The sequence below is a fragment of the Psychrobacter phenylpyruvicus DSM 7000 = NBRC 102152 genome (assembly GCF_000685805.1).
In the GTDB taxonomy this organism is placed as follows: domain Bacteria; phylum Pseudomonadota; class Gammaproteobacteria; order Pseudomonadales; family Moraxellaceae; genus Psychrobacter; species Psychrobacter phenylpyruvicus.
On the sequence record NZ_JMKP01000006.1, the window covers coordinates 54,108 to 67,714 of the forward strand.

Consider the following 13,607-nt stretch of genomic DNA (forward strand, 5'->3'; position numbering starts at 1 on the left):
AGATGCGGTACAATTGCTCAAAGATACGGTAGTTTTTTGACCCAGTTACCAAATTAGAAAGCAACTGCAATTGGAGCGATGCTTGCTTGTGCTATAAGTTGCTAGCGTATACTGTAAAAACGTCTTATCATGAATATAGATTTTGTTACTGATTATAATTAACGGCTGTGGCTGTAAGGTTGGCATTAGTATTGGCATGATCCACGAATGGACTGAGGTCAACCTATTGTTTAACACAGACCCTCCAGGAGAATTACAATAATGAATAGTGCTTCACAGACAGACAATCCTCGTATCCCTGAAGTGAACGCTGTAATACAAGATTCGGCAGAAGATGCCTTGGTGTTCCCTACTACTTCTACTTTGAGCCAAAAGTTAACCAAAATCCAGCAAGCGCTGAGAGCCGTCAGTGCAGGTTCAGTGCTGGCAATCAGTAGCTTAGGGCTAGGAGCAGCAGGTACAGCGTTAACCACAGGTGCTCTAGTAGCGACAGCAGCGACCCCTACAGTGGCTCAAGCGGCTTTGGTTGCCTCTGACTTCTCAGAACTGGTAGAGCAAGTTAGCCCAGGTGTGGCCAGAGTTAACGTGGTCACTAAGGTGAGTGAAGAGGAGTTGGCTAAGGCGCAAACCGTTGAATTATTGCGTCAGTTCTTTGGCGATAGAATTCGCATTCCAGGGGCACAACCCCCAGCCATTGAGTACAATTATGGTACCGGATTCTTCGTCAGTACCGATGGCTATATGTTAACCAACCATCATGTGATTGCCGGAGCGGATAAAATTACCGTTACCCTAAATGACCGTACTGAATTAGATGCCAAATTAGTAGGTAGTGATGAGCGCTCCGACGTAGCAGTGCTCAAAGTACAGGGTTCGCCTGGTAAGTCATATCCCGCCCTGCCCACAGGAGACTCAAATGCGGTAAGAGTCGGTGAGCCGGTATTGGCTATTGGCTCTCCTTTCGGCTTTGACTACTCAGCTTCTGCCGGTATTGTCAGTGCCAAATCTCGTAACTTCTCTCGTGATATCAGCGTGCCTTTTATTCAGTCAGACGTGGCGCTAAACCCCGGTAACTCTGGTGGTCCTTTATTTAACCGCAATGGGCAAGTAATTGGTATTAACTCACGTATCTTTAGTGGTACCGGCGGTTATATGGGGCTGTCTTTCTCAATTCCCATTAACGAAGCTTTAGATATCTATCAGCAGCTAAAACAAAACGGGGTGGTAACGCGTGCTTACATGGGTATCTTCCCGCAGGATATTGATCGTAACTTAGCGGAAGCCTATGGCTTAAGCAAGCCGCAAGGTGCTTTACTTATTAAAGTAACGCCAGACTCTCCTGCAGAAGCGGCAGGACTGAAAGCTGGTGATATTATCACTCAATATAACAATAAGATGATTTTAGAATCGTCAGATTTATTAAATATCATTAACCGCAGTAAGCCAGGCGATGTCTTCAATGCCGTGGTGTTACGTCAAGGCAAGCAGATAAATGTTAGAGGTAAACTATCAGTAGCCCCTGACGAGGTTTCCCCTGATGCTGTGGTCACCAAAGCCAATAATAGTCAGATTCGCCTAGGGTTACGTATTCAGGCCTTACCGCGTGAGAGTTTGGCTAAGCTAGGCGGAGAAGGGGTGTTGATCACAGAAGTTGACCCCACTGGGCTTGCTGCTCGTGCTGGACTAAGACCAGGGGATGTGATTACCAACTTGCACCAGAAGTCGATTAGCAGTATCGAGGACTTCCAACGAGCACTGCGTCAGCTTCCAGAAGAGGGCGTAGTAACTATTGAGGTTATCCGCCAAGGTATCCCAGCTATTATTGGTCTGCGTTTGGACTAAGAATGAACTATTAATTTTTAACTTTCTATTTTAAAAAGCAAAAAGCGACGCTACTCTTTTGAGTGCGTCGCTTTTTTGTTATCGATTTTTATTGATACAGATTAAGTCGATTTCTATTGATACAGAGTAAAGAGATAAGAGGAATAGAATAAAAAAGACAACAGGATAAATAAAATAGACATAAAAAAACCTCCAATCGCTCTGATTGGAGGTTTAGTGCTTATCTCTTAGTAAATATAATGCTAAGGATAAGCTCGAATAGGTGGTATCCCGTAGGGGATTCGAACCCCTGTTACCGCCGTGAAAGGGCGGGGTCCTAGGCCTCTAGACGAACGGGACACAAAATCATGTAAACATGAAATAGTTTTACAACGTAAGGTGCTATAAAAATAGCTTTGCCTAGGTGCTTACGTTGGTGCCGCTGATAGTCATTATATACAAAATATTCTGAGTATCAACTAATCTTAAATGTGGTGGAGCTAAACGGAGTCGAACCGTTGACCCCTTGCATGCCATGCAAGTGCTCTACCAACTGAGCTATAGCCCCTCTCTAAGAGTGGGCGTATTATAGGCGGGTAATGGAAAGTTGTCAACACTTTTTTTTAACTATTTTAAAAATATTTCAAAAAAGAGGCTTTTTAGAGCAAAAACAACGTTTATACCGACCATCCCATAAGATGTGGCGGGCATTATAGGTCAAAATTATGGTTCTGAAAAGCCCAATTATCAAAAATAATGCTTTTTTTTCAATTTTTTTTGAAATTCACGAAAATTCGCCACTTTTTAGCTTTTAATAAACTGAGGTCGTAAAAATTTCATTGTTTTAAATAAACTAAGATCAAATAGTGATTAATAAAAAACCATTAATAAAAGAATAAAAAAGCTGGCCAAATTAACTTTGACCAGCTTTGTATTAAGTTCAGGCTTAGATTGGGTAGGGTAAACCTCAACTATCTATTGCGCCTATGAAGCTATCTATTACGCTCCTTCACCAAAGCGGCCTTGTTGATAGTCATTTACTGCTTGGATAATCTCCTGCTGACTGTTCATCACAAAGGGGCCATATTGCACGATAGGCTCATTTAGGGGGCGACCAGTGACCAAGATAACTTTAGTATCTTCGCTACCAGCCTCAATGGTGATGCCGTCCGCATTTGGGTCATTTTTTAGGATGGCCATGTTTTTAACCGGTACTTGCTTGCCCTCAATGCTAGCACTGCCACGGTACACAAACACAAAGGCGTTGTGACTTGCTGGAATATTATGGCTAAAGCTGGCGTCTGCTGGCAGATGAATGTCTAGATAGGTAGGCTCAGTCACTTCTCGAGTTACCGCCCCTTGTATGCCATTTGACTCACCGGCGATTACCGTTACTTCAGTACCATTTTCGGTCACAAACTTTGGCAAGTCAGCATTTTGGAAGTCTTGGTACCAAGGCTCATTCATTTTGTCTTTGGCCGGTAAGTTTAACCAAAGCTGGAAGCCTTCCATTTCGCCATCCTCTTGCTCAGGGATTTCCGAATGAATAACCCCGCTAGCAGCCGTCATCCACTGTACACCACCGTTTTGCAGTAACCCTTCATTGCCAGCACTGTCTTTATGACGCATACGGCCAGTAATCATGTAGGTTACGGTTTCAAAGCCACGATGGGGGTGGTTTGGGAAGCCGGCGATATAATCATCTGGATTATCGCTTTTAAAGTTATCTAGCATCAAGTAAGGGTCAAGACGCTGCTGTAATTGATGAGTAAGCACTCGAGTTAATTTAACGCCCGCCCCATCTTGGGTGTCTATACCAGCATAAAGCTGTTCTACTTGGCGAGGTTGAGTAAGAATTACATCATTTTTTATAGAGTTAGCCATTGTTTTTCTCCTCATATCTGATATGCCTTGCATTTTAGGTCTTATACTATGATGACTTAGACTATGTTGTCTCGTGCTATAAAAATCAAGGCTTGGCAGTATGCTATGGTTCTTAACTGCCTACTGATTATTATTAATTTATCATAACCTTATATGTTTTTAAATTAAGTATAGTTAATCAATAGGTTTCCTTTCTTAAATTACAACGGCTTGCTTAAATAGCTGTATTTTTTAGTAATTAATACGCCTTAATTCACTATTAAAGTTTAGTCATTAAATATGCTAAGCTTACTGATATGGCAAGATGCCTATCGATAGTGAATCAATATTCAAGCAGTGCAGTGTAGTATAGTATTAATAATACTTAGGCACGCCTTAAGTAACTGTGAGGGATAACTAAATAAGGAGAGCTATCATGAGTAGAGAGAAAACATTATTTAAGAGTAAAGAGCGTAAGAGTAAGCACGAGATAGTAGCTTTTTTACGTCAACTCGCTGATAAGATTGATGAAGGTAGCGTGGTTCTGAGCAAAGGCAGTGAGGAGTTGGCGCTGCAATTGCCAGAGAATATAACGCTAGAAGTCAAAGCAGAAGATGAGATGAAGCGTAAAAGAGGCACTCAGCACAGTCTTGAAGTGGAGCTAAAGTGGTTTGATGATGACAATCACAAGGCATCAGGCTTGGTGTTAAAGTAGCCAGTAGTTCAGTTGAGAATTTGACGACTAGAGCCGTCGTGCGCTAGTCGTTATTCCGCTATTGATTGTTGCAAGCTTACTGCTGAAACCGACAGCGCTTGTTTTGAAAGACAGTTTTAAAGTACCGTTTTGGAATACCGTTTTGAAATATATAGCCCATTATCCTGCTCATATCCAAGATCAAGTTAAATCCCTCATCGAGCAGGATAAATTGGGCTTGTATTTACAACAAAAATACCCTGATGGGCATCACGTCCAAAGCGATAAAGCCTTGTATCAATATGTGACCGAGGTAAAAAACCAATACATGAAAAATGTGGGTACCTTATCGCAGGTCAGTTATAACAGTAAACTTAAAGTATTAAAGCAGGCTCTAGGCATACACACCCACCAGTCTCGGGTGCAGGGTAGTAAGCTTAAATCACATAACAGTATTACGGTTGCCAGTGTGTTCAAAGAAGCACCGCTTGAATTTTTGCGAATGATAGTGGTGCATGAGCTGGCTCATTTTAAAGTCAGTGAACACAACAAAGCCTTTTATCAGTTGTGTTGTCACATGCAGCCTGATTATCATCAGGTTGAGCTGGATACTAGACTGTGGTTGCTGTGGCGTGACTTACAAAAGACTGAGAAATAAAAAATTAATAGTAAAAAAGGGCTGACAATAACTGACAGCCCTTTTTTAATTTTCTAATTTAGAAACTTACGTATGTTATTAGCTCAGTTGTAGCGAGCCTGTGGCACCCATCATTAAATCAACGACATCACCGCCATCTATAACTTCAAAACGTGGATCAATCTCTGATTCTTTAATGCCGTTATGCTCCATACAAGCGCCACATACCAAGACATTTCCACCTTGTTCAATAAATTTTTCTAGTAAATCTTTTGCAGGTTTAAAAGGGGCACCAATATCTATCTTGTCTAGTGCATTAGGCTTGGCAAGTTTAACGGCATCTATAAATAAGATAACGCTTGCTGAATGGCCTTTCTCTAATGCTTTAACGGCCATAGTTAAGCCGACGGTAATTTTACTTGGGTTGCTGGTATCATCAAATAAAGCAGTTACAAAATCAGTTGTGTTGGGCATGATATGTTCCTTGTTTTTGGAGGTGTTGTAATAAGTGGATTGGATTTCTTGTTATAAGATAAGGGGAGTGGGTATCTAGTTACCTAATTACCTAATCTCTGGTTATTAGAATAACAATTGTTATATATTTTTATATAATGTTTTGTCGTAAGCCTGTTATAGGTAAGTAAGCTAAGATTTCTAGAGATTTAAAAGAGGGTAGGGTATAAGCTTTATTTTTGAATAGGCATAAAAAAGCTGAGTAAGAACTCAGCTTTTGGGGTTGGAGAAATTATTAGTTATGGCTAAATCTTCTCAGCTTGATTAAAAGCAATAGCCATGCTGCTTAAGCACCGATTTTACGACCATCTTTTTTGCTAATCATAATGACAGAGGAGCGAGGGGTCTGTCCTTTATGTGGGAAAGTTGAATCGTTTTTCTCCCCTGGATGCTGCACGTTAACAAACATAGTGCGCTCATTATGGGCCCAAGCTATACCCGTAATTTCGCACGAGTTTGGACCGGTTAAGAAGCGGCGGATTTCACCAGTAATAGGGTCACCACACAGCATTGAGTTGTGGCCTTGCCCTGCAAAGTCACCGTCGTTACTGTATTTACCATCGGTTTGAATCCAAATACGACCACTTGAATCAAAGCCGATACCATCTGGGCTATTAAAAGAGTTCTCAGCAGTGACATTATCACTACCAGCACGAGGGTCACCCTTAGGATAAACGTTAGGATTGCCTGCCATTACGTACATATCCCATTCGAAGGTTTCAGCCGTATGATCATCACCAGTTTCACGCCAACGGATAATATGTCCATAAATATTGTCTGAGCGTGGGTTTGCAGCGTTAGGGGCAAAGGTATCACCTCGTTTACTATTATTAGTCAGGGTACAGAATACCATGCCATTCAACGGGTTAACCGCAATCCACTCAGGTCTATCCATCTGGGTGCCACCAACAAGGTCAGCTGCTTGACGGGTGTGAATAGCAATATCCGCCTGTGACGCAAAGCCATTCGCTTTGGTCAAACCATTTTTGCCATGCTCTAGGGCGACCCAGCGTCCTGTCCCTTTTAATGGCTCCTTGCCACCATCAAAGATAGCGACATACAAAGTACCTTCGTCTAACAGGTCTTTGTTATGAGCGATATCTCCTTTTTTGTAGGCATTTTTACTGACGAATTTGTAGATGCGTTCGCCGCGCTCATCGTCGCCCATATAAGCAACTACTTTGCCGTTTTTAGCCACTTGTAGTGCCACGTTCTCGTGTTTGAAGCGACCTAGGGCAGTACGTTTAACTGGTGTACTCTTTGGATTTAAAGGATCGATTTCGACAACCCAACCAAAGCGGTTAATTTCATTTGGGTTTTTGCTTAAGTCAAAGCGATCATCAAACTTCTCCCAACCATAGCTAGACTCCGCTTCTACCCCATAGCGTTTCATATCTTTATTAATCGCTGCTGCATTTGAGGCCCCGAACATATCATCAAAGTTCTCTTCGCAGGTGACATAAGTATTCCAAGGGGTCTTACCACTAGAGCAGTTACCAAATGTACCCAGAACATGCTTGCCATGCGGATCAGCCTTTGTTTTTAGTAAATCATGTCCTTTGGCAGGACCAGACACCAACATTGGCGTATGGGCGGTAACACGGCGGTTAAATGGCGAATTAACATCAAAGCGCATTTTGTTAGTACCATCAGCCTTTAAGCCTAGTAGACTAAGTCCCACCACATTTTGGCTTTTTAGTACTTCGTCAGCCGTTCTTGGCATGTCCTCTTTATGTGGAAAAAGGGTATTGTGGTTTGGATATTCGTTATTAACGGCTAATACACCACCGGCACGGTTAATTTCAAAAAACTCCATACCATCGTTGTTTTCACCAAACATCTTGGCATAATCTGCGCCTTTATTACTACGGTCGTCTTTAAAACTTGGGGCGTCTGGGAAGAGCTTGTCACCAAACGAAATCAACACCTCAGCATTATAACCCTCAGCGATGCGTACTGAATCGGTAGTGGCTGCTGGCAAAGCCTTAAAATTTAGCAGCTTTGATTTGCCAGCTGCTTTAGCAAACACTGATGGACTGTAACCACCTAAAAATGCAGCACCTGAAAGGATACTACCTGTCTTCAAAAAACCACGGCGAGATAAGCTAATAGTCATTTTTGAACCTATAAATAAATAGATGTTTAGGGTTGGTGTAAGTAATACATAGAGTGGGTTATAGGACAGGTACTATAGCCATTGAATATTGCAATAATATGTCATTGTTAGTTGGGCGAGCTTGGTAGGCAGCCTTTTACTGTAAAGGGATAGCCAGTATTGTGATAATAGGCAGTAGCGGTAAATGCTGAAAGCTGAAAATTGAAAACAAAAAAACGCAAGCTCCGCTTTTGCAAAACTTGCGTTTTATATTTCTAACTTAATTACTAAATTGATTTAAAGCGGAAAAGCTATTCTAAGAAAAAGCTACTCCACAAAACTATTCAGCTTCTACCAAAAAGTCTGGCATATCGGCAGCGGTTTTCTCAATTTTCTTCAGCTTTTTCTTACCCAGTCCGCCCAACACTTCTACCGCATGGCGCAGGCGAGCCATGGTCATGTCAGCACCGATGATGTACATAGAGTTCATCACAGGCGTAGAAGAGGTACTACCGGCAATAGCAACGAAGAAAGGTGCCATCATGTCACGCAGTTTGATGTCCATGGCTGCGCTTAAGCCTTTTAAGGTCTTAAAGATGTTGTCTTCGGTCCATTCTGGAAGGGTTTCTAGTTTCCAAGTGGCTATTTGCAAGATTTCCATGATTTGTTCCGCGCTTAGTGACTTATGCTCGAAGTCTTCAGCCTTAATGTCTGGCAAGTTTTGGAAGTAGAAGCCGCCCCAATTAACCGCGTCTGACAATAGATGGATACGAGGCTGAATGGCCGCTGCAATAGCGGTTAGCTTATCTGAGTCGTTGGCCCAAGCTAAGATTCTATCTTTTAGTTGTTCTGGTGATAATTGACGTAAATACTCAGCGTTTAACCAATGTAGTTTTTCGATATCGAAAATCGGGCCACCTAGTGATACACGAGTGATATCAAAGCTCTTAATCATCTCATCAAGCGTGAACTGTTCTTCTTCATTTGGCATTGAGTAGCCCATACGACCCAAATAGTTCAATAATGCTTCTGGCAATACGCCGGCATCACGATAATAGGTGATAGAGGTTGGGTTTTTACGTTTTGATAGCTTTGATTTGTCTGGGTTACGTAGTAGTGGCATGTGGCACAGTACCGGCATTTCCCAACCAAAATAATCGTATAATAGTTTGTGCTTAGGCGCTGAGCTAATCCACTCTTCACCACGGATCACGTGGGTGATTTGCATTAAGTGGTCATCCACCACGTTGGCTAAGTGATAGGTAGGTAGGCCGTCGGTTTTTAGCAGCACTTGCATATCGACCTGTTCCCAAGGGATTTCAATCTCGCCACGCAGCATATCTTGAATCTTACAAGTACCCTCGGTAGGCACTTTCATACGGACAACGAAAGGCTTGCCCTCAGCGGCCAATTTATCAGATTCTTCGCGAGATAGATTGGCATAGCGGCCGTCATAATGTGGGTTTTCGCCGCGTGCGATTTGCTCTTTACGCATCTCATCTAGCTCCTCGCTAGTAGCGAAACAGCGGAACGCATGGCCTTTGTCTAATAACTCTTGGGCGTGCTTTTTATAAATGTCGCTACGCTCACTTTGACGGTAAGGGGCGTGTGGACCTCCCACATCAGGACCTTCTGCCCAGTCAAGACCGACCCAGCGTAGGGCATCCAAGATCATCTTTTCTGATTGCTCGGTAGAGCGGGTTTGGTCAGTGTCTTCGATACGCAGGATGAACTCACCGCCGTTGGCTTTAGCAAAAGCTAAGTTGAATAGGGCGATATAGGCAGTACCAACGTGTGGAAAGCCGGTTGGAGAAGGGGCAATACGGGTACGAACAGGACGATTTGCAGTAGTCTGTGTCATAAAGTTTCTCTTATAATCTGTTTATAAAAAAAGTACGAAAAGATTGATAGCAACCCCAACCAAGGGGGTAATAATGATAATTAAGAACGCAATGATTATTTAAGAGACATTATAGCAGGTTTGGCCTAAGGCTCATAAAACACAAGGAGACGGTTAACAAAGTTTTTTAATCTACAAAAAAACTGTCAAAATTTTTGTCAAAACAAGGCGAAATAACAAAAAAAGCATATAATAGCGCTTTGTTGGTGTGGCTACCTTGACAAGCAGGTGTGACTTGCGATAATGAGGTCGAGGCTATCTAAACTTATGTATCAACAGCTCTTGTGTTGACGGCTTTTACTGCTAGCCATTATTTTTATCACTGCCTATTGTGTATTTACTCCATTAAGGGAGCCTATTTATTGTGACCGATGCTCAATCCTCAGCTACACAGACCACCCCTTTAGCAAAATCCGATTTTAGCCACGAAACCGTGCTATTGTACGAGACTGTCGATGCTGTCTTAGGTAAAACTCCTACCAAAAAACAGAGTAAAAAAGTCACTGAACCACAAGGTAAGGTTTCCGGTATATTTGTTGATGCTACCTTTGGTCGAGGCGGACACAGTAAGCTGCTTCTTGAGTCATTAAGTGATGACGGGCAACTGTTTGTGTTCGATAAAGACCCTGAGGCCATTGCTGTTGCAGAAGAAATAGCAAAAAGTGACAATCGTGTGACAGTTGTGCATGATAGCTTTGCCAATATAACCCACTGTTTACAGCAGCATGGGGTTTCGCAAGTTAATGGCATTATGGCAGATTTAGGGGTCTCTTCTCCTCAACTAGATGATGGCAGTCGTGGCTTTAGTTTTATGCGCGATGGAGCTATTGATATGCGCATGGATACCAGCCGTGGTCAGTCGGTGGGTGAGTGGCTACAAACCGTTGATGAAGAAGAGTTGGCCAATGTGCTATTTGAGTTCGGCGAGGAGCGCCATAGTCGTCGTATCGCTCGGGCGATTAAACAAATGGACCGCTATACCTCAACCCTAGAGTTGGCGGAGGTAATTAAGCAAGCACACCCCAAATGGCAAAAGGGCAAGCATCCAGCGACGCAAAGCTTCCAAGCCATGCGTATTTTTATTAATAATGAGCTCGGTGATATCGATAGCTTCTTACAGCAAAGCTTGGCGTTACTGGCACCCGGTGGACACTTGGCAGTGATTAGCTTCCATTCTTTAGAAGACCGCCGTATTAAGCAGTTTTTGCAGCGCCATAGCCGTGGCCAGTATCCAGAAGATGAAAATCTGCCTATGCCCCCAGTGCGTCCTCGTTATTTTGGTAAGCCAATTCGTATTGCTCCAAGCAAGGCAGAAGTCAGTGTTAACAACCGCTCTAGAAGTGCTTGGTTAAGAGTGGCAACACGTACCGATACCCCATATAATACCGACCCTAGCGAACCTCATAGCTAGCTTAAAAAAAATGAGTAACAAAAATTAGTCCTGATAAACAAAGCCACTCTATTATTGAGTCATTTTTTACCCTTAAAGACCCTCCGGTCATAACATCAGTCACCATATGGCAAATAACAAATCCCAAAGCTCGAACCAAATAGATAGAAACTCGCTTGAGATTAGTGAGTTTTTAACCAAGCGCTATCGTGGTGTTAGCGTCTACGGTGCTGTCATGATTTTGCTGGCAATTGGCATTATCTGGACGGCTGTATTGACCGCAGAACAGGTGCAGCAGTACCATGAAGACTATATGGCATTGCAAAAAATGAAAGTTGAACATCGTAATTTACAAATTGAGAATCAGCGTTTGGTTATCGAACAACAGACCTTTAGTGCCACGCCACAAATTGCCAGCCGTGCGGTTACCCAGCTGGGCATGTACTCTCCCTCAACCAAAGACAAGCTGATATTGCAGCCAATGGCCGCCAAGCCTGGTGATAGGCTAAATATTGAACAACCAACTGAATCTGATGAAGCAGAATTGACCATCCAGCAGCAAGGAGGCGAAGATGAGTAAGAAGCCTTCTACCCCCAGAAAAAAAAGCAACACCCAAAAGACTAATGCTGGCAAAAATAGCGCTAGCAATAAGCCAATGCACGGTAAAGTGACCGAGCCTTTGGTGAAACCCAAAAAAGCCTCTGCTGCAAAGTCAGGTAAAGCAGAAGCTGGGAGTGCTCCGGAGGGCAAGGCTAAATTAAAATTCTGGAAAAAACCAAAAGAAACCAGTGGCGCTTATACTAGTGTCAAACACCGTGGTGGCAAGATATTTAAACCAGCAACCGTAGGGGCTTCAAATCGAGGCGGTGCTGAAAGCGACTTGATACGCTTCCAACTGGTTTGGGGGGCGGCTTTTGGTATCTTATTGCTCCTAGTACTTCGTGCCTTCTACCTTCAAGTATTTAACGCCGAGAAGTTCATCAATATAGGTAATCAAATCATTACCAGTGAGCGTACTCAGCACTCTTATCGCGGTATGATTACCGATCGTAATCATCAACCCTTGGCGGTGAGCGCTCCTTTGTCCACTGTGTCGTTTAGTCCTTACGACTATGCGCAGTGGTATTACGATATCCAAAAACGCATTAAAAGAAATGCCGATAACCCAGAAGCACAGCAAAGACTGCTACAGAAGTTAAAAGAGATGGATTTGGCTCAACTTGCTAGCGTGTCTGGGGTATCTGTTGAGCGTTTGCAGCAAGCTGTGGCACTTGATAATACGGTAGATGTTAGTGACGATGAAGCGGTAAAAGCGGTACTGCCTAAAGGCTCAGGTTCGCATTATTTACCGTTACTAAACAAGGTGACACCAGAGATTGCCGATGCGGTTATGGTGCTCAACTTCCCAGGCGTGTATGAAAAACAAGAGTTTCGCCGCTATTATCCACAGCCGCAACCCAATGCACAGCTGCTAGGGTTTATGGGCCATAATGCCAATGATCCGAACAGCGGTTATGAAGGTCGTGCCGGCATTGAGCGTAAGTTTGAAGCGAAGCTGGCGGGAGAAGATGGCAAGGTTCGGGTGTTAAAAGACCGCTATCAAAACAGTATTGAAGAGCTGGAACAAATCAAGCCGGTGGTGCCTGGAGAGGACGTTACCTTATCTATTGACTCAAGATTGCAGTATTTATTATACAAAGAGCTTGAACATGTGGGCCGAGTGCAAGAAGCCCGCTGGTCAACGGGAATTGTGGTCGATGTACACACAGGTGAGGTATTAGCACTATCTACCTGGCCTTCATTTAATAACAATAACTTAAATGAAATGACCGGTAACAACCAGCGCAACCGCGCAGTATTAGACGTCTTTGAGCCTGGGTCAGTGATGAAGCCGTTTACGGTGGCTGCCGCATTGCAGTCTGGGAAATATACTGAAAACTCATTAATCAATACCAGTCCAGGATCGATTAGAGTTCGAGGTTATACCATTCGCGATCACAATAACTTAGGCTCGATCAACATGTCCACCTTGATTCAAAAATCAAGTAACGTGGCCTCGACCAAGATTGCCTTATCTTTACCGCCAGATGGTATTACCAAAGTACAAAAAGAGTTTGGTTTTGGCAAAAAGACCGCGCTGAACTTCCCCGGGGAGCAGGCCGGTATTATTCCGACGCCCAAAGAGATTGAAACCTCTCGCCGAGCCACGATAAGTTATGGTTATGGCTTGCAGGTGACTTTGGCGCAGATTGCTCAAGCATACGCAGCCTTAGGGTCCGGGGGTGTGCTACATCCGCTTACTTTGGAAAAGCAAGAGCAGAAGCCTGTTGGCAAGCGAGTGCTGGATGAGAAGCACGCCATGTCTGTGGTGAAGATGATGGAGACGGTTACTCAGCCTGGTGGTACCGCAACGGCTGCTGCCATTGATGGTTATCGTATCGCTGGTAAAACCGGAACATCGCGCCGTGTGAACCCCAAAGGTGGTTATTATACTGATCAGTATCGTACGGTATTTGCGGGTATCGCTCCGGCCTCAAACCCGCGTTTGGCAACGGTTATCTTAGTTGAAGACCCGCGTAAGACTTATTATGCAGGTATTGTGGCTGCACCAGTATTCAAGAGCGTGATGCAAGAAGCTTTACGTCTATACAACGTGCCGCTTGATAAACCGTTAACAGCTGAATAATAGCTCA

The 13,607-nt window shown here is 43.5% G+C and carries 10 protein-coding genes and 2 tRNA genes; 6 read left to right on the top strand and 6 right to left on the bottom strand.

Annotated elements, in window-relative coordinates; all coding sequences use genetic code 11:
• Positions 1 to 261 precede the first annotated feature (261 nt).
• On the top strand, positions 262 to 1,842 hold the full coding sequence (locus G561_RS0103870; protein ID WP_028858376.1) for a Do family serine endopeptidase: 1,581 nt from the start codon (positions 262 to 264) through the stop codon (positions 1,840 to 1,842).
• Between the two features lie 263 nt (positions 1,843 to 2,105).
• Here the strand turns inward: G561_RS0103870 and G561_RS0103875 are convergent.
• The 3 genes from G561_RS0103875 to G561_RS0103885 all read right to left on the bottom strand — a co-directional run bounded on the left by G561_RS0103875 (position 2,106) and on the right by G561_RS0103885 (position 3,705).
• Positions 2,106 to 2,181, bottom strand: a tRNA-Glu gene (locus tag G561_RS0103875).
• Positions 2,182 to 2,313: 132 nt separating this feature from the next.
• Positions 2,314 to 2,389, bottom strand: a tRNA-Ala gene (locus tag G561_RS0103880).
• Positions 2,390 to 2,820: 431 nt separating this feature from the next.
• Positions 2,821 to 3,705, bottom strand: a complete 885-nt coding sequence (locus G561_RS0103885; protein WP_028858377.1) for a pirin family protein — start codon at positions 3,703 to 3,705, stop codon at positions 2,821 to 2,823.
• A 415-nt stretch (positions 3,706 to 4,120) separates the two neighbouring features.
• On the opposite strand from G561_RS0103885, the gene G561_RS0103890 reads away from it, so the two are divergent.
• Together G561_RS0103890 and G561_RS0103895 are read left to right on the top strand one after the other, a co-directional pair.
• The gene (locus tag G561_RS0103890; RefSeq protein ID WP_028858378.1) at positions 4,121 to 4,399 is read left to right on the top strand and encodes an amphi-Trp domain-containing protein; all 279 of its coding nucleotides are present in this window, start codon (positions 4,121 to 4,123) and stop codon (positions 4,397 to 4,399) included.
• A gap of 142 nt (positions 4,400 to 4,541) precedes the next feature.
• On the top strand, positions 4,542 to 5,036 hold the full coding sequence (locus G561_RS0103895; RefSeq protein WP_028858379.1) for a YgjP-like metallopeptidase domain-containing protein: 495 nt from the start codon (positions 4,542 to 4,544) through the stop codon (positions 5,034 to 5,036).
• Between the two features lie 78 nt (positions 5,037 to 5,114).
• Here the strand turns inward: G561_RS0103895 and G561_RS0103900 are convergent, their stop codons facing one another.
• The 3 genes from G561_RS0103900 to gltX form a co-directional block, all read right to left on the bottom strand.
• Positions 5,115 to 5,489, bottom strand: coding sequence for a DsrE family protein (locus G561_RS0103900; protein ID WP_028858380.1), 375 nt, complete (start codon positions 5,487 to 5,489; stop codon positions 5,115 to 5,117).
• Positions 5,490 to 5,814: 325 nt separating this feature from the next.
• On the bottom strand, positions 5,815 to 7,644 hold the full coding sequence (locus G561_RS0103905) for a PhoX family protein (protein ID WP_051584354.1): 1,830 nt from the start codon (positions 7,642 to 7,644) through the stop codon (positions 5,815 to 5,817).
• Between the two features lie 319 nt (positions 7,645 to 7,963).
• Positions 7,964 to 9,484 carry a glutamate--tRNA ligase gene (gene gltX / locus G561_RS0103910; protein WP_028858382.1) on the bottom strand — a complete coding sequence of 507 codons (1,521 nt, stop codon included), beginning with the start codon at positions 9,482 to 9,484 and terminating at the stop codon, positions 7,964 to 7,966.
• Between the two features lie 403 nt (positions 9,485 to 9,887).
• Between gltX and rsmH the strand changes: the two genes are divergently transcribed.
• The 3 genes from rsmH (at position 9,888) to G561_RS0103925 (ending at position 13,600) form a co-directional block, all read left to right on the top strand.
• Complete coding sequence (gene rsmH / locus G561_RS0103915) at positions 9,888 to 10,934, top strand: 16S rRNA (cytosine(1402)-N(4))-methyltransferase RsmH (RefSeq protein ID WP_028858383.1); 1,047 nt, start codon at positions 9,888 to 9,890, stop codon at positions 10,932 to 10,934.
• 106 nt (positions 10,935 to 11,040) lie between these two features.
• Complete coding sequence (ftsL, locus tag G561_RS13905) at positions 11,041 to 11,493, top strand: cell division protein FtsL (protein WP_037031608.1); 453 nt, start codon at positions 11,041 to 11,043, stop codon at positions 11,491 to 11,493.
• Positions 11,486 to 13,600: a peptidoglycan D,D-transpeptidase FtsI family protein gene (locus G561_RS0103925; RefSeq protein WP_028858384.1), complete on the top strand. Its 2,115-nt coding sequence runs from the start codon at positions 11,486 to 11,488 to the stop codon at positions 13,598 to 13,600. Before ftsL ends, G561_RS0103925 begins: the two co-directional genes overlap by 8 nt.
• Positions 13,601 to 13,607 lie beyond the last annotated feature (7 nt).